The organism is Micromonospora sp. CA-263727 (genome assembly GCF_050942455.1).
Lineage (GTDB): Bacteria > Actinomycetota > Actinomycetes > Mycobacteriales > Micromonosporaceae > Micromonospora.
This window is the reverse complement of sequence record NZ_CP192031.1, coordinates 2,375,939-2,394,738: the sequence shown is the minus strand read 5'-3', so window position 1 is coordinate 2,394,738 and position 18,800 is coordinate 2,375,939. Positions and strand designations below refer to the sequence as shown.

Annotated in this window: 20 protein-coding genes and 2 pseudogenes; 5 read left to right on the top strand and 17 right to left on the bottom strand. The window is 75.1% G+C overall.

The window, feature by feature from the left end; genetic code table 11:
- Position 1: 1 nt before the first annotated feature.
- The 6 genes from ACQPYA_RS10885 to ACQPYA_RS10860 form a co-directional block, all read right to left on the bottom strand.
- The gene (locus ACQPYA_RS10885) at positions 2-205 is read right to left on the bottom strand and encodes a cold-shock protein (RefSeq protein ID WP_007458127.1); all 204 of its coding nucleotides are present in this window, start codon (positions 203-205) and stop codon (positions 2-4) included.
- A 241-nt stretch (positions 206-446) separates the two neighbouring features.
- A complete protein-coding gene (locus ACQPYA_RS10880; RefSeq protein ID WP_433532487.1) occupies positions 447-719 on the bottom strand; it encodes a DUF4235 domain-containing protein in 273 nt (90 codons plus the stop codon).
- Positions 716-1,030 (bottom strand): DUF3618 domain-containing protein, encoded by a 315-nt coding sequence (locus ACQPYA_RS10875; RefSeq protein ID WP_433532486.1) that lies wholly within the window; start codon positions 1,028-1,030, stop codon positions 716-718. The genes ACQPYA_RS10880 and ACQPYA_RS10875 overlap by 4 nt, the downstream gene beginning before the upstream one ends.
- On the bottom strand, positions 1,027-1,461 hold the full coding sequence (locus tag ACQPYA_RS10870; protein WP_433532485.1) for a phage holin family protein: 435 nt from the start codon (positions 1,459-1,461) through the stop codon (positions 1,027-1,029). The genes ACQPYA_RS10875 and ACQPYA_RS10870 overlap by 4 nt, the downstream gene beginning before the upstream one ends.
- Before the next feature lie 232 nt (positions 1,462-1,693).
- Positions 1,694-2,512, bottom strand: a complete 819-nt coding sequence (locus tag ACQPYA_RS10865; RefSeq protein ID WP_433532484.1) for a DUF1206 domain-containing protein — start codon at positions 2,510-2,512, stop codon at positions 1,694-1,696.
- 69 nt (positions 2,513-2,581) lie between these two features.
- Entirely contained in the window at positions 2,582-2,920 is a 339-nt protein-coding gene (locus tag ACQPYA_RS10860) for a hypothetical protein (RefSeq protein ID WP_433533462.1), read from the bottom strand.
- A 97-nt stretch (positions 2,921-3,017) separates the two neighbouring features.
- Between ACQPYA_RS10860 and ACQPYA_RS10855 the strand changes: the two genes are divergently transcribed.
- The gene (locus ACQPYA_RS10855; RefSeq protein ID WP_433533461.1) at positions 3,018-3,299 is read left to right on the top strand and encodes a GNAT family N-acetyltransferase; all 282 of its coding nucleotides are present in this window, start codon (positions 3,018-3,020) and stop codon (positions 3,297-3,299) included.
- Here ACQPYA_RS10855 and ACQPYA_RS10850 read toward each other — a convergent pair.
- Complete coding sequence (locus tag ACQPYA_RS10850; RefSeq protein ID WP_433532483.1) at positions 3,283-4,833, bottom strand: glycoside hydrolase family 3 protein; 1,551 nt, start codon at positions 4,831-4,833, stop codon at positions 3,283-3,285. The genes ACQPYA_RS10855 and ACQPYA_RS10850 overlap by 17 nt on opposite strands.
- 137 nt (positions 4,834-4,970) lie before the next feature.
- On the opposite strand from ACQPYA_RS10850, the gene ACQPYA_RS10845 reads away from it, so the two are divergent.
- From ACQPYA_RS10845 to ACQPYA_RS10835, 3 genes are all read left to right on the top strand, one after another.
- A complete protein-coding gene (locus ACQPYA_RS10845; protein ID WP_258378261.1) occupies positions 4,971-5,093 on the top strand; it encodes a hypothetical protein in 123 nt (40 codons plus the stop codon).
- Positions 5,094-5,141: 48 nt separating this feature from the next.
- The gene (locus ACQPYA_RS10840; protein WP_433532482.1) at positions 5,142-6,773 is read left to right on the top strand and encodes a RecQ family ATP-dependent DNA helicase; all 1,632 of its coding nucleotides are present in this window, start codon (positions 5,142-5,144) and stop codon (positions 6,771-6,773) included.
- Positions 6,774-6,850: 77 nt separating this feature from the next.
- Positions 6,851-7,354: a hypothetical protein gene (locus ACQPYA_RS10835; RefSeq protein WP_433533460.1), complete on the top strand. Its 504-nt coding sequence runs from the start codon at positions 6,851-6,853 to the stop codon at positions 7,352-7,354.
- 42 nt (positions 7,355-7,396) lie between these two features.
- Here the strand turns inward: ACQPYA_RS10835 and ACQPYA_RS10830 are convergent, their stop codons facing one another.
- Together ACQPYA_RS10830 and ACQPYA_RS10825 are read right to left on the bottom strand one after the other, a co-directional pair.
- Positions 7,397-8,161, bottom strand: coding sequence for an ABC transporter permease (locus ACQPYA_RS10830; protein ID WP_433532481.1), 765 nt, complete (start codon positions 8,159-8,161; stop codon positions 7,397-7,399).
- Positions 8,154-9,119: an ATP-binding cassette domain-containing protein gene (locus ACQPYA_RS10825; RefSeq protein WP_433532480.1), complete on the bottom strand. Its 966-nt coding sequence runs from the start codon at positions 9,117-9,119 to the stop codon at positions 8,154-8,156. Before ACQPYA_RS10825 ends, ACQPYA_RS10830 begins: the two co-directional genes overlap by 8 nt.
- A gap of 64 nt (positions 9,120-9,183) precedes the next feature.
- Between ACQPYA_RS10825 and ACQPYA_RS10820 the strand changes: the two genes are divergently transcribed.
- Complete coding sequence (locus tag ACQPYA_RS10820) at positions 9,184-9,969, top strand: TetR/AcrR family transcriptional regulator (protein WP_433532479.1); 786 nt, start codon at positions 9,184-9,186, stop codon at positions 9,967-9,969.
- Positions 9,970-10,011: 42 nt separating this feature from the next.
- Here the strand turns inward: ACQPYA_RS10820 and ACQPYA_RS10815 are convergent, their stop codons facing one another.
- The 8 genes and pseudogenes from ACQPYA_RS10815 to ACQPYA_RS10780 form a co-directional block, all read right to left on the bottom strand.
- Complete coding sequence (locus ACQPYA_RS10815) at positions 10,012-10,995, bottom strand: DNA topoisomerase IB (RefSeq protein ID WP_433533459.1); 984 nt, start codon at positions 10,993-10,995, stop codon at positions 10,012-10,014.
- Complete coding sequence (locus ACQPYA_RS10810; RefSeq protein ID WP_433532478.1) at positions 10,979-11,932, bottom strand: glycosyltransferase family 9 protein; 954 nt, start codon at positions 11,930-11,932, stop codon at positions 10,979-10,981. Before ACQPYA_RS10810 ends, ACQPYA_RS10815 begins: the two co-directional genes overlap by 17 nt.
- Positions 11,929-12,624 carry an SDR family oxidoreductase gene (locus ACQPYA_RS10805; RefSeq protein ID WP_433532477.1) on the bottom strand — a complete coding sequence of 232 codons (696 nt, stop codon included), beginning with the start codon at positions 12,622-12,624 and terminating at the stop codon, positions 11,929-11,931. The genes ACQPYA_RS10810 and ACQPYA_RS10805 overlap by 4 nt, the downstream gene beginning before the upstream one ends.
- Positions 12,621-14,084 (bottom strand): annotated as a pseudogene (locus ACQPYA_RS10800) (PfkB family carbohydrate kinase). The gene ACQPYA_RS10805 and the pseudogene ACQPYA_RS10800 overlap by 4 nt, the downstream one beginning before the upstream one ends.
- 10 nt (positions 14,085-14,094) lie before the next feature.
- Positions 14,095-14,790, bottom strand: a complete 696-nt coding sequence (locus ACQPYA_RS10795) for a D-sedoheptulose-7-phosphate isomerase (protein ID WP_433532476.1) — start codon at positions 14,788-14,790, stop codon at positions 14,095-14,097.
- On the bottom strand, positions 14,790-16,007 hold the full coding sequence (locus ACQPYA_RS10790) for a glycosyltransferase (RefSeq protein WP_433532475.1): 1,218 nt from the start codon (positions 16,005-16,007) through the stop codon (positions 14,790-14,792). Before ACQPYA_RS10790 ends, ACQPYA_RS10795 begins: the two co-directional genes overlap by 1 nt.
- Positions 15,998-16,969: a glycosyltransferase family protein gene (locus ACQPYA_RS10785; RefSeq protein WP_433532474.1), complete on the bottom strand. Its 972-nt coding sequence runs from the start codon at positions 16,967-16,969 to the stop codon at positions 15,998-16,000. The genes ACQPYA_RS10790 and ACQPYA_RS10785 overlap by 10 nt, the downstream gene beginning before the upstream one ends.
- A pseudogene (locus ACQPYA_RS10780) lies at positions 16,966-18,650 on the bottom strand (HAD-IIIA family hydrolase). The gene ACQPYA_RS10785 and the pseudogene ACQPYA_RS10780 overlap by 4 nt, the downstream one beginning before the upstream one ends.
- Positions 18,651-18,800 lie beyond the last annotated feature (150 nt).

Sequence of the window (18,800 nt, the reverse complement as noted above, 5' to 3'; positions counted from 1 at the left end):
CTCAGAGGGGGCGGACCTGCTCGGCCTGCGGACCCTTCTGGCCCTGGGCGATCTCGAACTCCACCCGCTGGTTCTCCTCCAGCGAGCGGTAGCCGCTGGTCTGGATGGCCGAGAAGTGGACGAACACGTCAGCACCCCCGCCGTCGACGGTGATGAAGCCGAAGCCCTTGTCAGCGTTGAACCACTTCACGGTTCCCTGCGCCATGTGAATCTCCTTCTAAAACTGGCGGCCGAGCACGCCGTGCGGCCGATTGGCCGTTTTCGAGCAGCGGCGCCTGAGGCGGCCCCCGGTGAAGGAGACTTCTCTCAACCCACGCCATCTCTCAACAGCGTGGAACAGCAAACCACGTACGCAAAAACTCTGCACAGTCTACCCGACGAAATTCTCCGACATGTGACCTGACGGATGCGTCAGATCCGCTGGGCGGAGGCGACGGGCCGACCCGCTAATCCGGCCAGCGACCGGTGAGTCGGCGTACCCCGAGGGCGCCGCCGCGGTCCACGGCGGCCCGGACCACCGCGAAGATGGCGCCGTGCAACGCCGCCGCCGCGAGGATCTCGCCCCAGCGGCGGTTCTCGTCGGTCGCGCTCGGCGCCTCGCCATCCCCGGCGGCCATCTTCCACACCTGGCGGAAGATGGTGCCCGCGACCGCACCGGCGGCGATGCCCATGACCACACCGACCGGCTTGTACGCGGCCCTGCCGACCCCCCTGCTCACCCACGCCTCCCTCGGATTATCACCAGCACCAGCGCGGCAACGACCGCGCCGGCCGCGAGGGCGACGAACGGCGCGGGCCCCAGCCGCCCGCCGGCCGGCTCGTGGGCGACGCTGGCCTGCCCGCGGACCCGGGCCACGGTGAGCACGGCCTGCTCCCGCATCCGCTCCCGCGCCTGCTCCGCCGAGGACTTCAGTCGCTTCTTGACGTCGGCCTTCGCGGCCAGCGCCTCCATCGTCTCGCCCAACTCGACCCGGGTACGCCGGATCTCCTCCCGCAGCGCCTCGGTGTCGCCGGTGCCGTTGCGTGTCATGCCCGTCCCCTGTCCTTGACCGCGGCGCTGAGCACGTCGACGTCGGCCCGCAGGCTACGCACGGTCGCCTGCGGAACCGGCGGGACCGCCCGGCTGACCTGCTGCTTGCCGACCAGGGCGAGCACGCCGGCGAGCAGGAACACGGCCGCCGCCACGATCAGGGCCGCCGCCCACGCCGGCAGCACCAGCGCCAGCAGCAGGATCGCGGCGGTGACCAGCGCGCCGAGACCGAAGAACGCGAGCGCGCCACCGGCGGCGAGCAGGCCCAGGCCGATGCCGGCGTTCTTGCCCTTCTGCGTCAACTCGGCGCGGGCCAGCGCGAGTTCGTCCCGGACCAGGCGGGATACCTGCTCGGTGGCCCGCTGGACCAGCTCAACGGTGGACGGCTCGCTCCCGTTGCGGGAGGTACGGGCGTTCGCCACGTCAGCCATGCTGTCCCCCTCTCGTCTTCACCGCGCTTTATGCCCGAATTCGCCGCCGGTCAATCCCGCGTGCGGGTTTCCGGCCCGGATTCGGACCGCCGCACGTCCTCCACACCAACCAACGACGGTCGGGGCGAGAAGGAGCAGAAGCGTGCCGCAGCGTCCCCACCAAACGCCATCCCAAACGTCCACGCCGCCCCACCACCGGTCCACCCGCGCCCATTCCGTCAACCACGACGTTTCACAGCTTGCGGTATCGGGCCTGGAGGAAGCAGTACCCGCCGAAGGCCGCGATGCCGAGCCCGATCAGGGTGAGCAGGATCGTGCCGTACGACTGGTCGCGCAGCATCCGCAGCGCGGCGTCCAGGCCACGGGCCTTCTCCGGGTCGTAGTCGACCGCAGCCAGCACGACCAGTAGGCCGGTGACGGCGAACGCGCCGCCTCGGGCGGCGTAACCGGCCATACCGAGCCGGCGGGCGAGCCGGCCGGTCCGGACGCCCATCTCGCCCTGCCTGAGGCGCTTCAGGAACTTCTTCCGCAGGCCGTAGACCACCATGCCGACGCCGACACCGGCGAGCACCAGGCCGGCGACGCCGACCAGCCAACGGCCACCGGCCGTGTCCATCAGGCGGGCGGTGAGTTCCTCCTGCTGTGCCGCGCTGTCGGTGTTGGCGCGGGCGAAGACCTTGACGGCCGTCCAGGCCAGCCAGAGGTAGATGACGGTCCGGGCGGCCGAGGCGATGCGCTCCCTGAGCCGGTCGTTGCCCCGTTCGGCGCGGTGCCCGACGGCCGCTTCGAGGGCCTGCCAGATCGCCATGGCGAGCAGGCCGACCGCGATGGCGACGACGAGGAACCGACCCATCGGCTGCGCCGCGAGGGTACGCAGCGCGCCGGACTGGTCGCCGTCATCGGCCGAGGCGCCGAACGCGATCTGCAACACCAGCCAGCCGAACAACAGGTGCACGATCCCGTAGCCGACGAAACCGGCCCGGGCGAGGAGTACCAGCCAGCGGCTGCCGGCCGTGCGGGCGGCGGCTTCGGCGTTGCGGGTGAGAGACATGACGCCTCAGTCTCCGCACCCGAGGATTCCCAAACGTGACCGGCGCCCGCCGGCCGGGCAGCGGCCGGGCTAGCGGGAGATCCGGACCTTGACCTCGGAGTCGGTGACGCTGTCCAGGGTGACCGCGAGGCCACCGACGTCGGTGGCCTGCTCGCCGACGGTCAGCGAGAGTTGCTCACCGCCGACCTCGATGGTGACCTGGTCGTCCTGGGCACCGACCAGTCGGGCCTCGACGCCGAAGATGTTGGCCTGGGCCTCCACCCCCCGGTCGAAGGTCACCGTGCAGGCGTCCAGCCCGCAGTTGGTGCTGGCGCCCTCGGAGCTGCTGCACCCGGCCAGCAGCGCCGCGCCGAGCGCGAGGCCGGCCAGCAGGCCGAGGGTCTTGCGGGTGCGGATACCCGGGGCCATAGCGGCGGGGGATGGCTTCGTCACGCGGCCCAGGGTACGAGACGCCGGCGAACCACATCGGGGCCGCCGGTGGCCGGTGGACAATGAGCGGGTGAGCATGCTGGTCGAGGAGAACCCCGCCAAACACCGCTTCGAGATCCTGGTCGACAACGCGCTGGCCGGGTTCACCGCCTACCTGCCGCGCGGTGAGGTGCTGGTCTTCACCCACACCGAGGTGGATTCGGCGTTCCAGAACATGGGCGTCGGCTCGGCGCTGATGCGCGGCACGCTGGACCAGGTCCGGGCGCAGGGCGGCCGGGTGGTGCCGCAGTGCCCGTTCATGGCCGCCTTCATCGAGCGCCATCCCGACTACGCCGGCCTGGTCACCAGCCTGGGCTGACCCCGGCACCGCTGATCAGCTCCGCCGCCGCCCAGCCGGCGGCCCGGGTGGCGCCGTGGGTCGCGACGTGCACCGGGCCGGTGACCAGCGCGGGCACGCCGAGCTCCACCACCACCGCGTCGGGCCGGACGGCCAGCGCCCGGTCGACCGCGGCGCGCATCCAGCCGTGCCGGTGCAGGTCGCGCACGACCAGGACGATCGGCCGGCCGGCGGCGCCGGTGGTCGGGTCGGCGGGCACCGCGGCCTCGGCGTAACGGGCGCCGGTGGTGCCCGGCACGAGCGCGGCCAGCGGGGCGGCCACTCCCCACGGGGTCTCCGCCCCGATCGCGATGTTGTGCGGCGGCTCGAACTCCACCACGTGCGCGGGGCCGGCCAGCGGCAGCGCGACGGCGCCCCGGCCGGCGGTGCTGACCCGCAGCGCACGCCGCGCCGCGGCCAGCCCCACCCGCGAACCCGGGCCACGGGTGGTCGTGCCGTTGGCAGCGGGCCGCTCCGCGCGGGCGGCCACCGTCCAGGCCGCGAGTTGGCCGACCCGTTTCGCCGCCTCGGTCAGCCGCTCCTCGGGCAGTTCCCCGGCGACGACCGCGTCGACGATGGCGTCGCGCAGATAGCGGGCCGTCTCCTCGTCGGCGTGCTCACCGCCCACGCAGATCGCGTCCGCGCCGGCGGCGAGGGCCCGGACCGCCGCACCGGCGAAGCCGTACCGGTCGGTCACCGCGCGCATCTCCACCGCGTCGGTCACCACGACACCGTTGAAGCCCATCTCCTCCCGGAGCAGGCCGCCCAGGATCCGCCCGCTCAGGGTGGCCGGCAGCTCCGGATCGAGCGCCGGCACCAGCAGGTGCCCGGTCATCACCGCCTGTACGCCCGCCGCGACGGCGGCCCGGAACGGGGCCAGCTCGACGGCGTGCAGCCGGGCCCGGTCGGCGGTGATCCGGGGCAGGTCGTGGTGCGAGTCGACCCGGGTGTCGCCGTGACCCGGGAAGTGCTTGGCACAGGCGCCCACCCCGGCGGACTGCAGGCCGCGTACCCAGGCGGTGGTGTGCCGGGCGACCAGCGACGGCTCGGCGCCGAACGAGCGGACGCCGATCACCGGGTTGTCCGGGTTCGAGTTGACGTCGGCGTCCGGCGCGTAGTTCAGGGTGATCCCGGCGGCGGCGAGTTCGACGCCGAGGTCACGGGCCACCTCCTCGGTGAGCGCCGGGTCGTCGACCGCGCCGAGGGCGAGGTTCCCCGGGCGGGAGCTGCCCCGGCCGGACTCGATGCGGGTGACGTCCCCGGCTTCCTCGTCGATGGCGACGATCACGTCGGGGCGCTCCGCGCGCAGGGCCGCGGTGAGCGTGGCGACCTGCTCCAGGTCCACGACGTTGCGGCTGAACAACACCACCCCGCCGAGCCCGTCGGCCAGCCAGCGGCGCACCCAGGCGGGCGGAGCGGTGCCGACGAACCCGGGTTGCAGGACCGCGGCCGCCAGCGCCGCCAGGTTGCCGTTCGGTGCGCTGAGCCGATGATTCGCTCGCTGACGCTCGCTCATGCGGTCGTGGTACCCCCGTCTTCTCCGCCGCGGGACAACCGCCAGCCGGCGGTGCAGACATGGTCACACCGCGCCACCCAATTAGTCAATAAACCTTACAGTTGCCTAGGGTGGCGTTATCCGGACAGAGTGCGGAGATGGACCCCCTGCTGCTGGCCGACGCGACCAGTCCGGCCGACATCCCCGGCGTACGCCTGCTCGGCCTGGTGGTCGGCGGCCTGCTGCTCTTCGTCGCGATCCGGGCGATGTTCCGCCGCTGACTCCCGCCGGGTTTCGGCGTCGGCGCACCCGGGTACCTGCGGCCCTCGATGAAGCTGACCACGCACTCGATGTCGTTGCGCCGCGCGGCGCGCAGCCTGTTCGGCTGGTCCACCCTGCGCCCCAACCAACTGGCCGCGATGCGGGCCGTGATGAAGCGGCGCGACGCCCTGGTGGTGCTGCCCACCGGTGCCGGCAAGTCGGCGATCTACCAGATCCCGGCGAGCCTGATCCCCGGCCCGACCGTGGTGATCTCGCCGTTGCTCGCACTGCAACAGGACCAGATCGCCGCGCTCAACGAGCGGCGACGCCCCGAACTTCGGGCGGTGCGGATCAGCTCGGACGAGGCGCCGGCCCAGCAGGCCGAGGCGATCGCCGAGATCCGCGACGGGCGGGCCGAGTTCCTGTTCATCACCCCGGAACAGCTGGCCAACCCGGACCGGCTGGCGGAGGTGCGGGCACTCGGGCCGGCCCTGGTGGCGATCGACGAGGCGCACTGCATCTCCGCCTGGGGGCACGACTTCCGCCCCGACTACCTGGCGCTCGGTCAGCTCGTCGACGGCATCGGCCGGCCACCGGTGGTGGCGCTGACCGCCACCGCCTCGCCGCCGGTACGCGAGGACATCGTCGCCCGACTGCGGCTGCGCCGGCCCGAGATCGTGGTGTCCGGACTGGACCGGCCCAACCTCTTCCTGGAGGTGGCCCACTGCCCGACCGAGGACTACCGGTGGCGGCGACTGATCGCGCTGCTGCGCGAGGACAACCGGCCGGGCATCATCTACGTGCCCACCCGCCGGGCGGCCGAGGAGTTGGCCGGCCGGCTCACCGACGCCGGCTTTCCCGCGCACCACTACCACGGCGGGATGGCGGGCGCCGCCCGCACCCGGCGGCACGAGGCGTTCCTCGCCGACCGGGTGCCCATCATGGTGGCCACCTCGGCGTTCGGCATGGGTATCGACAAGCCGAACATCGCCTGGGTGGTGCACATGGCGCTGCCCGACTCGCCGGACAGCTACTTCCAGGAGATCGGCCGCGCCGGGCGCGACGGCCAGCCGGCGCGCGTACTGCTGCTCTGGCGGGCCGAGGACGTCGGGCTGCAACGCTACTTCAGCGGCGGCCTGCCCGACGCCACCGAGCTGCGCGACCTGGCCGCGCTGCTGCGCCACGGACCGACCACCAGGAAGGAGCTGCGCGAGGTCACCGGGTTGGGCCCGCGCAAGCTCGGGCAGTACCTGGCCCTGCTGGAACAGGTCGGCGCCGCGGAGCCGCGGGCGGGGCAGCGCGTGGGCGCGCCGCGCTACTCCCCCACGGCGGTGGACGCCGCCACGGCGGCGGTGGCCGAGGCCGAGCGGCAGCAGAACCTGACCCGCTCGCGGACCGACATGATGCGGGCCTTCGCCGAGACCAGCGCCTGCCGGGGGCAGACGCTGCTGGCCTACTTCGGCGAGCAGATGACCGCGATCTGCGGGCACTGCGACAACTGTCATGCCGGCACCAGCGCCGCCGACGACGGCGCGGTGGGACCGTTCCCCGTGCACAGCCAGGTCCGGCATCCGGAGTGGGGCGCGGGGCTGGTACTCGGCTACGAGGAGAGCCGGATGACGGTCCTCTTCGACGAGGTCGGGTACAAGACGCTGTCGGTGAGCGTGGTGTCCGAACAGGGGCTGTTGGTCCTGGACTAACCTGGGCCGGCCGCCGGCCGCCGGCCGCGCAGGGCGCGGCCGGCAGCGACGTGAACGACGAGCGGGAGGGGCAGAGCGTGATCGAAGAACCGGCGTACACCGGTTTCGGTTTCTCCGACGAGGAGTGGGGGCTGCTGGTCGGCCTGCCACAGTCGGTGCTCACCGCGGCCAGCGCCGCCGAGTCCGACGGCACCCGGGCGACGATGGCCGAGAACGCGGCCGGCCTGGAGACCATCTCGGCCGGCCGGGAGTCGGCCAGCCCGCTGGTGGCGGCGGTGGCCGGCGAGTTGGTGAACCGGGTGGGCGACCCGGAGGCCGGCGAGGAGCTGCCGGCCATCGCGCCCGACGACCCGCGCACCTACGCCGAGGACGTGCTGGGCCGGGCGAAGTCGGCGTCGGCGCTGCTGGCGGCCAAGGTGGACGAGGGCGAGGCGGGCGCGTACCGGCACTGGCTGGTGGAGATCGCCGAGCAGGTGGTCGGCGCGGCCGCCAGCGGCGGGGTCCTCGGCCTGGGCAGCAGCGTGGTGACCGCCTCGGAGCGGCGGTTCCGCGACCGGCTGGCGCAGGTCCTCAACGACTGAAGGGTGGTACGGCGGCCCCGGGGCCGCCGTACCACCCTCGGCTCAGGCGATCCGGCGCCGGAACAGCACCGCGGAGAGCAGCACCCCGACGGCGAGCAGGCCGAGGCACCAGATCACCGCGCGGGCCGGCGCCGAGCCAACCGGGGCGTCCAGCAGCAACCCCCGCAGCGACTCGATGACCGGCGTGACGGGCTGGTTCTCCGCGAAGCCGCGCAGCCAACCGGGCATGGTCTCCACCGGCACGAAGGCGCTGCTCGGGTACGGCAGGAACATCACCAGGAAGGTGTAGCCGCTGGCCGCCTCGGGGGTACGGGCCAGCAGGCCGAAGGCCGCCGACAGCCAGGAGACGGCCAGCAGGAACAGCAGCAGCACCCCGGCGGCGGCCAGCCAGCGCAGCGGCGCCACGGCCGGCCGGAACCCGATGGCGACGGCGACGGCCAGCACCAGCGCCGTGGACACCAGGTTGCGCACCACGCTCGCCACCACGTGCCCGGCGATGATCGACGTGGCGCCGACGTCCATCGTGCGCAGCCGTTCGATCATGCCGTTGGTCAGGTCGGTGGTGACGCTGACCGCGGTGCCGGCCGCACCGAACCCGGCGCAGAGCAGCAGTACGCCGGGCACCACGTAGGTGACGTACGCGGAGCCGGTGTCGATCGCCCCGCCGAAGAGGTAGACGAAGAGCAGCATCAGGATCACCGGCAGCAGCAGCGAGACGAGCAGCGCGTCGACGTTGCGCTGGGACAGCCGGACGCAGCGGCCGATCATCACCGCCGCGTGCGTCCGCCGGACGGTCAGCTCAGACATTGGCCGCCTCCCGTCGCGCGGTCGCCGGTCCGCCGGTGAGGGTGAGGAAGACGTCGTCGAGGGTCGCCTCCCGGACGGTGAACCGGACCACCCCGTGCCGGTCCGGATCGACCTCGTCGAGCAGGCCGCGTACCTGTGGCGCGCTGCCGTCGGTGGTCACCGAGAACGCCAGCCGGGCCGGATCGCGGTGGGTCACCCGGTCTCCCAGCCGGTGCGAGGCCCCGGCGAAGCCGGCCGCGTCACGCCAGGTCAGCTCCAGCCGCTGCGCCCCGAACCGGCTCTTCAGCTCGGCGACCGTCCCCTCGGCGACGAGCCCGCCGTGGTGCAGCACCGTGATCCGGTCGGCGAGCCGGTCGGCCTCCTCCAGGTACTGCGTGGTGAGCAGCACGGTCACCCCGGCCCCGGCCAGCTCACCGATCACCTCCCACAGCCCCTGCCGGCTGCGCGGGTCCAGACCGGTGGTGGGCTCGTCCAGGAAGATCACCGACGGCGTGCCGACCAGGCTGGCCGCCAGGTCGAGGCGGCGGCGCATGCCACCGGAGTAGGTCACCACCCGCCGGCCGGCGGCGTCGGTCAGGTCGAAGCGCTCCAGCAGCGCGGCGGCGCGGGCCCGGGCCGCCGGTCCGGACAGCCCGGCGAGCCGGGCCAGCATGGTCAGGTTCTCCGCGCCGGTCTGCCCGTCGTCGAGGGCCGCGTGCTGGCCGGCGAGGCTGATCGCCCGCCGTACCCGCCGCCGCTCGCGCACCACGTCGTGCCCGCCGACCCGGGCACTGCCCGAGTCGGGACGGGTCAGGGTGGCCAGGATCCGCACCGTGGTGGTCTTGCCCGCCCCGTTCGGGCCCAGCAGGGCGTGCACACCGCCGGTGGCCACCCGCATGGTCAGGCCGTCGAGGACGACCAGATCACCGAAGGACTTGCGCAGGTCTGCCAGTTCGACCGCTGGTGGTCCGTTCACCATGATCACCCTCCGTTAACTGCGTATGACGTACGCTTTAATGCGTAGACCATACGCAGAAGTTAGGATGACGGTCAAGACCGGTCCGGGAGGTGGAGTGGGCGACGCCGACGTCGAGCTGCCCGAGAGCATCGCGCTCGCCTGGGGGCTGCGGGACCGCCCCGGCCGGGGCCCGAAGCGCAGTCTCAGCCTGGAGCAGGTGGTGGCCGCGGGAATCCGGGTTGCCCAGGCCGACGGACTGGCCGCCGTATCGATGAGCCGGGTCGCCGGTGAGCTGGGCGTGGCGACGATGTCGCTGTACCGGTACGTGCCGGCCAAGCAGGACCTGCTCGACCTCATGGCCGACACCGCGTACGGCCCGCCGCCCCGGCCGCGGGCCGCCGACGAGGGCTGGCGGCCGGCGCTGGCCCGCTGGGCCGAGGGGAACCTCGCCGCGCTGCGCCGGCAGCCCTGGATCCGGCACGTGCCGATCGGCGGCCCACCGATCAGCCCCAACCAGGTGCGCTGGATGGAGTACGGGCTCGCCGCGCTGAGCGGCACCGGGCTACGCGGCACCGAACGGCTCTCCACCATCATGCTGGTCAGCGGATACGCCCGCAGCTGGGCCAACACCACCGCCGACCTCGCCGAGGCCGCGGCCCGCACCGGGCAGACCCCAGAGGAGGTGGGGCTGCGCTACTGGCACCACCTGACCAGGCTCACCGCCTCGGGCCCGTACCCGGCGATCCACGAGTTGCTGGCCGAGGAGGGCGGGGACGACGAGGACATCGAGGCTGATTGGCACTTCGGGCTCGGCCGGGTGCTGGACGGCATCGAGGCGATGATCGAGGCCCGCGGCGCAGGCCAGACCTAGCCTTGTGTGGGCGGCCCGTCGCGGTCGCGGGAACGGCCCCGGTCAGGCCCGCTCCAGCAGGGTCAGCACCGCCCGCTCGGCCTGCTCCCGGGAGGTGTCCCCGCTGACCGGCGCCACCACCCCGTCATGGAACAGGTCGACCACCCGAGGGTCCACATAGGAGGCGCGGGCCACCGTCGGCGTGTTCCCGAGCAGGTCGGCCACCTGTCGCATCACCGCCACCACCGCCCGCCGGCGAGCCGTGACCGAGCGAGGCGATTCGAGCGAAGCCAGCTCGGTCGCCGCGCGTACCGTCGCATGCCAGGTGCGGAAGTCCTTCGCGGTCATCTCCCCGCCGCTGGCCTCCCGCAGGTAGTCGTTGACCTCGTCGGCGCGCACGTCCCGCCAGTCACGCCCGTCCCAGTAGCCGAACAGCCGCTCCGCCGCCCGCCGCCGGCGACGCAGGTTGGTCAGCACCTGGCACAGCTCCGGGTCGGAGACGCGCCGTACCTGCTCGACGCCGCCCTTGGCCGGGAACTCGAAGACCACGCAGCCCTGCCGGGACCGGGCGTGCTCGGGGCGCAGGGTGGCCACCCCGAACGTCGGGTCGTCACCGGCGGCGTACTGGTCGCTGCCGACCCGGAAGGTGCCCATGTCGAGCAGCCGGGTCACCGTGGCCAGCACCCGCTCCCGGCGCAGGCCCCGCCCGGCCAGGTCCCGGCCGACCCGGTCACGCAGCACCGGCAGCCGGCGGGCCACCTCCAGCACGTGGTCGAACTTCGCCTCGTCCCGCCGTTGCCGCCAGATCGGGTGGTAGAGGTACTGCTTACGGCCGGCGGCGTCGACGCCGGTGGCCTGGATGTGCCCGTTGGGATACGGCGAGATCCAGACCTCGCGCCAGGCGGGCGGGATCACCAGCGCCCGCAGCCGGGCCAGCTCGTCGGGGTCGCGGACCGGTTCGCCGCGCGGGTCCAGGAACGACCAGCCCTGGCCCCGCCGACGCCGCTCGTACCCCGGCCGACCCGGGTCGCTACGCCGCAACCGCACGGTCCGCACGCACCGTCCGTTCCACCTCGTCGACGGCGGCCAGCACCTCGTCCAGCCCGAGGGCGGCCAGCGTCGGATGGCTGCCGGTCCGGTCCCGGACCGGACCGGCACCCGGACCGGCCCAGAGCACCCGGTGCCGCCGGCGCTCCGGCGGCGGCCCCCACCGGCTGGGCGGGACCGGCCCGAAGAGCACCACCGAGGCGGTGCGGTAGCCGGTGGCCAGGTGGGCCACCCCGGTGTCCCCGCTGACCACCAGGCGGGCCGCCGCGACCAGGGCGGCCAGTTGGGCGAGGTCGGTCCGGCCGGCCAGCACCGCGCCGGCCGGCAGCCCCGCGGCGGCGGCGATCCGCGCCACGCCGGCCCGTTCCGGCGCGCTGCCGGTCAGCACGACCCGGTGCCCCCGCGCGGTCAACTCCCGGGCCAGCGCGGCGTACCGCCCGGCCGGCCAGCGTTTGGCGGGGATCTTCGAGCCGGGATGCAGCACGGTGACGCCGCTGGGCATGGCCCCCGGCGCCGGGCGGCGCAGGTCCAGGTCGGTCGGGTCGGCCGCGATGCCGTACCCGCGCAGCAGCCGGCACCAGCGCGCCACCTCGTGCTCGTCGTCGTCCCAGGCCGGGCCGTCGGCGTGCCCGGCGTCGGCGTTGGCGAAGGCGAGCAGCCGGGCCGGCCGGGCGGCGGCGAGCAGCCGGTGCGAATCCGGGCCCCGACCATGCAGGTTGACCGCCACCTCGACCGGACCGGCCGGCGGGTCCAGCCGGTCCAGCCCGTCGGTGGGCAGCAGCCGGTCCACCCCGCCGACCAGCTCGACCAGCGGCCCGAGCCAGGCCGGCACGGCGAGCGCCAGTTCCCGATCGGGGTACGCCGACCGCAGCGCCCGCAGCGCCGGGACCGCGGTGGCCAGGTCACCGACGCCGAGGGCACGCAGGGCCAGGATCACGGGTACGAGGTCTCCTGCTCGGCGCAGACCACCAGCTCGCGTACCGCGCAGCCGGCGGGCTGGGAGAGCGCGAACATGACGGCGGCCGCGGTGTCCGCCGGATCGTTCAGGATCGCGTCCGGACCGGGGCGGTACTGCTGATCCCGGTCGTCGAAGAAGGCGGTCCGCATTCCACCCGGGATGAGCAGGGTGACGCCCACCGTCCCGGCCAGTTCGGCGGCGAGCGCCCGGGTGAAGCCGACCACGCCGAACTTCGCCGCGCAGTACGCCGTCGCGTCGCTGACCGCCTTCACCCCCAGGGTGGAGGCCACGGTCACGACGGTGCCCCGGGACGCCGCCAGGAACGGCAGCGCGGCCCGGATCACCGCGGCCGTGGCCAGCAGGTCGACCATGACGATCCGGTCCCACGTCTCGCCGGGCACGTCGGCGAGCCGGCCCGGCACGTCGATGCCGGCCGCGGTGACCACGCCGTCCAGCCCACCCGCGCGCTCGGCGAGCCGGCGGGTTGCCTCCTCCGCGGCCCGGGTGTCGGCCAGGTCGCACTCGACCCACGGCACGCCGTCGCCCGGCGCCTGCCGGTCCAGCACCAGCGGCCGGCCGCCGGCCCGGGCCACCGAGGCCACCACCGCGGCCCCCAGCCCGCTCGACCCGCCGGTGACCAGCACGGTCCGCCCGGCAGCCGGCGCGCTCATGCCCGCGCTCCGCTGCGCTGGGCGCGACCGATGTCGCCCGCGCGGGCGGCGGTCGCGCGGGCGGCGGCGATCATCTCGGTGGTGGAGCGCCCGTCCAGGTACGGCACCACGACGGTGTGCCCGCCCCAGCGGCGCAGCATCTCCGCCTCGGGCAGCGGGTCGCCGTCGCCACCGCCGGTGGCGTAGTCCCCGCCCTTGACCCAGATGTCCGGGCGCAGCCAGGACAGCACCGCCGCCGGCGTCGACTCGTCGAAGATCATGACCGCGTCGACGCAGCTCAGCGCGGCCAGCAGCCGGCTGCGGTCGTCCTGCCGGATGACCGGCCGGTCGGGTCCCTTCAGCCCGCTGACACTGGTGTCGGAGTTGAGGCACACCACCAGGCAGTCGCCGAGCTGCCGGGCGGCCTGCAGGGTCGCCACGTGCCCGGCGTGCAGCAGGTCGAAGCAGCCGCCGGTGGCGACCACGGTGCCCCCGTCGGCGCGTACCCGGGCCACCGCAGCCGCGGCCGCGGCCACCCCGACCCGGTCTCCGGCCACCGTGGCGTGCACCGGCGGCGGGGCCCGGCGCACCGGCGGCGGCAGCGCCGTCGCCACGCCCCCTCCGCCACGTACGCGGACGCCTCGGCCACCGCCTCCTGCACCGCCTCGGAGACCAGGGCGCCTCGGGCCAGGGCGAGGCTGGCGGTGGCGGCGAAGCGGTCCCCCGCACCACAGGTGTCCCCCTCGGCGGCGACCGGTGCGGGCACCATCAGCGGGGTCGAGCCGGCATGGCTGAGCAGCGCACCGTCGGCGCCCAGCGTCACCGCCACCGCGCCCGCCCGCCACCGCTGCCGCAGGCCCTGCGCGCCCCGCGAGGCGGTGACCAGCCGGGTGGCGGCGGTGGGCGCCTCGACCAGGTCACGCACCTCCGCCTCGTTCGGGGTGACCAGGTGCGCCCCGGGCACCGCGGCCGGACCCCGCGGATGCGGATCCCAGACCACCGGGGCCCGGGTCGCCGCCAGGGCCGCCCGCAGCGCCGGCGCCCGGGCCACCCCCGGCCGTAGTCGCTGACCAGCACCACCGACGCGCGGTCGATCGCGTGCAGCACCGCCTCGGAGGGCTCCCCGGCTCGCCGGCGCCGCCGCCCCGGTCGTGCCGCAGCAGCACCCGGCCCCCGGCCCGCAGCCGGATCTTCTCCGGCGTGGACCCGGTCAGCCGCAGCGGGTACACCTGCACCCCGGCGGCGGCCAGCAACACGCCCAGCCGGGCCCCACCAGCGTCGTCGGCCAACGCGGTGACCAGCACCACCTCGGCGCCCTGGGCCGCCGCGAAGACGGCGGCGAGCCCGGCGCCGCCGGGCCGGTCGACGTGCGCGGCCTCGTCGAGCACCGGCACGGGTGAATCCGGACAGAGCCGGTTCACCACGCCCTCGACATCCCGGTCGAGCAGGGTGTCGCCGACCACCACCACGGGTCCCGTCACGGTTGCCTCCTCACGCCTCGACCGGCCGACCGGCGCCGCCGTCCAGCACCACCTCGACGCCGGCCCGCACCGGGCCGGCGGCCGGCGCGGCGGGCAGCGCCGGTTCGACGTGCTCCGGCGTCGCCGGCCCGACGTGGGACGGCATCGCCTGTTCGACGTACTCGCAGAGCAGGTGGCTGGAGACCAGGTGCAGCTCCTGGACGACCTGGCTGTCCGGGGAGTCCACCGCGAGCGCCTCGTGGCAGGCGTCGGCGAGCGGGTTCGGGGCCGGGCCGGTGAGGGCCCAGCACCGCAGCCCGGCCTCCCGCCCGGCCCGCGCGGCGGCCAGCAGGTTCTCGCTGCCGCCGCTGGTGGAGAGCAACAGCAGCACGTCGTCGGGGCGGCCGTGGGCGCGCACCTGACGGGCGAAGACCTCCTGGTAGCCGTAGTCGTTGCCGATCGCGGTCAGCGCGGAGGTCTCGGCGTGCAGGGCGATCGCGGAGAGCGGCTGGCGGTCGTCGCGCAGCTTGCCGACCAGCTCGGCGGTGAGGTGCTGCGCCTCGGCGGCGCTGCCGCCGTTGCCGGCGACCAGCAGCCGGCCACCGGCGGTCAGCCGCTGCGCCAGCGTCGCGCCCCACCGGGCGAGCAACGGCTCGCACCGCCGGTACGGCGGCAGCGCCGCGGCCAGGTGCGCCAGGTGCGCGTCGAGCGGGGTGGCCGCCGGCATCAGGCCACCACCCGGGTGGGCCGGTGCACCGCGGCCACCTCGTCGTAGACCTCGGCGAGGCGCTCGGCGGTGACCGTCCAGGAGTAGTGCCGCCGGGCGCGGGCACGGGCCGCGCCCGCGTACGCGAACCGGCGGATCCGGTCGTCGAGCAGCCGGCGCAGCGCGTCACCGAGGAGCCGCGGATCGCGGGCCGGCACCAGGTCGCCGGTCACCCCGTCGACCACCGTGTCCCGCAGGCCGCCGACGGCGGTCGCCACCACCGGCACCCCGCAGGCCATCGCCTCCAGCGGGGTCAGGCCGAACGGCTCGTACCAGGGGGCGGCGACCAGGATGTCCGCCGAGCGGTACCAGCGGCCCATCTCCTCCCGGGGCACCGCACCGACCAGCCGGACCCGGTCGGCCACCCCGCAGCTGCCGGCCAGGGCGCGCAGCCGGCGGGCGTACGGGTCCGCCTCCAGCAAACCGGCGGGCGGGCCGCCCACCACCACGCACTCGGCGTCCGGCACGTACGCCATGGCCCGCACCACGGTCTGGAAGCCCTTGCGCTCGACCAGCCGGCCGACGGTGAGGATCCGGGCCCGGCCAGGTTCCCGCTCGGTGGCCGGGCCCAGCGGGGCGAAGGTGCCCAGGTTCACCCCGGACGGGATGACCGTGATCCGGGAGCGGGGCACCCCCATCCGGACCAGCTCGCCGACCTCGTCGCGGCACTGGGCGATCACCCGGTCGACCGAGCGGCCCAGCTGGAGTTCGTAGCCGACCCGCCGGGCCGGGCTGGTGTCCTGCACGCCCTGGTAGCGCCGCTTGACCGTGCCGAGCGCGTGGTACGTCTGCACCACCGGCACCCCGGTCTGCCGGCTCGCCTCCAGCGCGGCCAGCCCGCTCATCCAGAAGTGCGCGTGGATCACCTCGGGTGCCCAGTCCCCGCCCCGCCAGCGCTCGACCAGCCAGGCGCTGAACGGCCGCATGTGCGGCAGCAGCGCGTCCTTGGCCACCGGCTCGGCCGGCCCGGCCGGCACGTGCACCACGTCGTAGCCGTCCGGGCCGCGTACGGTCACCGGCAGGTCGACCGCGTCGCGGCGGGTGTAGACGCGTACGTCGTGCCCGGCGGCGGCGAGCGCGGCGGCAAGTTCGGCGACGTGCGTGTTCTGGCCGCCGGCGTCCTCACCACCGAGGATGGCGAGCGGGCTGGCGTGCTCCGAGATCATCGCTATCCGCATACTTCCTCCTCCAGGAGCCGGTCCCAGTCGGCGAGGAAACGGTCGAGGCCGTAGCGTTCGCGGGCGGCGGCGCGGGCCGCGACGCCCACCCGGCGCGCCCGCTCCGGTTCGGCGACGAACCCGGCGGCGGCCGCCAGCAGGGTGTCGACCCGGGTGGCCAGGGCGCCCGCGCCCGGCGGCACCGCCGTCACCGCCTCGGTGCTGGCCAGCGCCACCACCGGCATGCCGATGCTCATCGCCTCGATCAGGCTCAGCCCGAGCGAGGTCCACCGGCACAGGTGCAGGTACGCCCGGCGGCGCGCCAGTTCGGCGTGCATCCGGTGCTGCGGCACGTCGTCGTGGCTGGTCAGCCGGTCGGCGGGCAGGCCCAGGTGGTCGGCGAGTCCGGCCACCCGCAGGCCGAAGACGTCGAGCGGGGCGATCTCGGCGAACCGGGGCAGCAGGTCGGTGCCGGTGACCCGCCACCGGCGTACCGGCTCGTTGATCACGACGGCGAGGCGGTCCAGCTCGCCGGTGTACTCCACGGCCGGCGGCACGATGCCGTGGTCGACGACGGCGGTCCGGGTCGAGCCGGTGTCCCAGAAGAGTTCGTTGAACGCGGTCACGTGGGCGATGAGCAGGTCGTCCCGGTCGGCCAACGGGTGGCGGCTGTGCGGGACGTTGCCGTCCTTCGGGGTGTTGTGCTCCACGTAGATCGCCGGCAGGTCCCGGCCCGGCCGTCGGCCGAGCCACTCGGCGGCCAGGTCGATCTCCTCGGGGCGTTGCAGGATCACCACGTCGACCTCGGCGTCGCGCAGCTGTTCCGGGCTCACCTCGGCCGCGCTCTCCGGCCAGGTGTACGTGCGGGCCCGGCCGAGGCCGTACGGCCCCCGGTCGGGGGTGGCCGGCACCAGGTAGCGGTGCTTGCCGTGCACGAACGAGGTGGTCCAGGAGCCGTGCACGTGCCAGAGCAGGACGTTCATCGGCCACCCCCGCCGCTGGTGGCCACCGCCGGCGCCGCCCGCCGGGACGTGTCGACCCGGGCCGCCGGGCGATGCGCCGGCAGCCGGTCCGCCGGTACGCCGAGCAGCCGCAGCGCCGCCACGACGGCCCCCGGCTCGACGCCGCTGAGACAGGGGTGGCCGGGTACCGGGCAGCGCGCGGCGCGGGTGTCGCGGCAGGCGGCGGTGGCGTCGCCGAGGCGTACCGTCGGCACCCGCCAGGGTCCCCACTGCCCGAACGGGACGGTGGGGGCGAAGAGGCTGACCACCGGCACCCCGTACGCGGCGGCCAGGTGCGCCGGGCCGGTGTTGCCGACCACCACGGCGCCGGCCCCCGCGACGACACCGGCCAGTTCGGCCAGTCCGGTCCGGCCGCCGTGGTCCGGGGGGTGCCGGCCGGCGACCCGGGCGGTGAGGTCACGCTCCTGTGGACCGCCGGTGACCACCACCCGGTGACCGGCGGCGGCCAGCTCCCGGGCGATCCGCTCGGCCAGCTCGGGCGGGCAGCCCCGGGCCGGCGCGGCCGAACCGGGGTGCAGCACCACGTACCCCGGCTCGCCGGCCTCGGGCGGGGCCGGCGGCACCGGGCGCAGCCGCAGCCGCGGCTCGTCGTTCGCGGGCAGCGGGTAGCCGGCGGCGGCGGCCAGCGACAGGGCGCGTTCGGCCTCCGGGACGCCGGCCGGCACCCGGTGCCGCACGTCGAGCAGGGTCCCGGGGTAGTCGTCGCTGATCGCGGCGATCCGCCCGACGCCGGCCATCCGCAGCAGCAGGGCCAGCGGCAGCGGCGACTGGTGGAACGAGGTGAAGATGACCGCCTCGTCGGCGGCGACCGCCGCGAGCCGGGCGACCAGGGCGGCCATCCCGGCCGGGTCGACCGGTGCGGGTGCCGGGTCGATCCAGGGCAGTTGGTGCTCCACCAGCTCGTCGACGCCGGGCAGCAGGTCGGCGGCGTCCCGGCCGCGCGGGCCGCAGAGCAGCACCACCCGCTCCGCCCCGGCCGCGACCGCCCGGATGCCCGGCCCGGTCACCAGCACGTCCCCGCCGAGTCCGACCGCGCCACCAGCACGGTGCCGCCCCGGCCGGTGTCGCGGTCCGCCGGTCGCAGCGACTCCTGGCGGCGCAGGATCTCCCCGACCGCCGATGGCAGGTCGGCGGCCACCCAGGGGGCCGCGGCGATCTCCTCGGCCCGGGTCACCGGCGTCGGCACCAGGAGGCCCGCGGCGCCGGCGGCCAGCGCCGCCGTGACATCCCGGCCGATGTCACCGATCAGGACGCAGCGGGCGGGCGCCGTGCCCAGCGCGTGGGCGGCGGCGTGCACCAGCCCCGGCGCCGGTTTGCGGCAGGCGCAGCCGTCCCCGTCGTCGTGCGGGCAGAACTGCCACGAGTCGAAGGGGCCCAGCAGGGCCTCGATCCGGCGGTGCACCCGGTGCAGTTGCGCCTCGGTGAACAGCCCCCGGGCCAGCCCGGACTGGTTGGTCACCACGGCGAGCTTCAGCCCGGCCGCCCGCAGCCGGTCCAGCGCGGCGCGGGCGCCCGGCATCGGGCGTACCTTCTCCGGATCGCCGTTGTACGGCACGTCCTCGACCAGGGTGCCGTCCCGGTCCAGCAGGACCGCGTCGAACAGGCGGGCCCCCGCCCCGACCCGGCCGGCGCCGGCCAGCACCCCGGCTGACCTGCGCTGATCCGGCTCCCCATGGTCCTTTCGCACGGGCGGCGGGTTCCCTGCGCCCCGGGGAGTAAACGTCGGCTGCGACGCGGTGGACGACCGCGCGCGCCAGCGGCGCCACGCCGCCGCGCGGTGGCCTTACCCACG

Excerpts from the sequence above, each read along its gene's own strand:
- ACQPYA_RS10885 (WP_007458127.1), bottom strand. The coding sequence starts at position 205 with ATGGCGCAGGGAACCGTGAAGTGGTTCAACGCTGACAAGGGCTTCGGC.
- ACQPYA_RS10875 (WP_433532486.1), bottom strand. The coding sequence starts at position 1,030 with ATGACACGCAACGGCACCGGCGACACCGAGGCGCTGCGGGAGGAGATC.
- ACQPYA_RS10870 (WP_433532485.1), bottom strand. The coding sequence starts at position 1,461 with ATGGCTGACGTGGCGAACGCCCGTACCTCCCGCAACGGGAGCGAGCCG.
- ACQPYA_RS10865 (WP_433532484.1), bottom strand. The coding sequence starts at position 2,512 with ATGTCTCTCACCCGCAACGCCGAAGCCGCCGCCCGCACGGCCGGCAGC.
- ACQPYA_RS10860 (WP_433533462.1), bottom strand. The coding sequence starts at position 2,920 with ATGGCCCCGGGTATCCGCACCCGCAAGACCCTCGGCCTGCTGGCCGGC.
- ACQPYA_RS10855 (WP_433533461.1), top strand. The coding sequence starts at position 3,018 with ATGCTGGTCGAGGAGAACCCCGCCAAACACCGCTTCGAGATCCTGGTC.
- ACQPYA_RS10850 (WP_433532483.1), bottom strand. The coding sequence starts at position 4,833 with ATGAGCGAGCGTCAGCGAGCGAATCATCGGCTCAGCGCACCGAACGGC.
- ACQPYA_RS10845 (WP_258378261.1), top strand. The coding sequence starts at position 4,971 with ATGGACCCCCTGCTGCTGGCCGACGCGACCAGTCCGGCCGACATCCCC.
- ACQPYA_RS10840 (WP_433532482.1), top strand. The coding sequence starts at position 5,142 with ATGAAGCTGACCACGCACTCGATGTCGTTGCGCCGCGCGGCGCGCAGC.
- ACQPYA_RS10830 (WP_433532481.1), bottom strand. The coding sequence starts at position 8,161 with ATGTCTGAGCTGACCGTCCGGCGGACGCACGCGGCGGTGATGATCGGC.
- ACQPYA_RS10825 (WP_433532480.1), bottom strand. The coding sequence starts at position 9,119 with ATGGTGAACGGACCACCAGCGGTCGAACTGGCAGACCTGCGCAAGTCC.
- ACQPYA_RS10820 (WP_433532479.1), top strand. The coding sequence starts at position 9,184 with ATGACGGTCAAGACCGGTCCGGGAGGTGGAGTGGGCGACGCCGACGTC.
- ACQPYA_RS10805 (WP_433532477.1), bottom strand. The coding sequence starts at position 12,624 with ATGAGCGCGCCGGCTGCCGGGCGGACCGTGCTGGTCACCGGCGGGTCG.
- ACQPYA_RS10795 (WP_433532476.1), bottom strand. The coding sequence starts at position 14,790 with ATGCCGGCGGCCACCCCGCTCGACGCGCACCTGGCGCACCTGGCCGCG.
- ACQPYA_RS10790 (WP_433532475.1), bottom strand. The coding sequence starts at position 16,007 with ATGCGGATAGCGATGATCTCGGAGCACGCCAGCCCGCTCGCCATCCTC.
- ACQPYA_RS10785 (WP_433532474.1), bottom strand. The coding sequence starts at position 16,969 with ATGAACGTCCTGCTCTGGCACGTGCACGGCTCCTGGACCACCTCGTTC.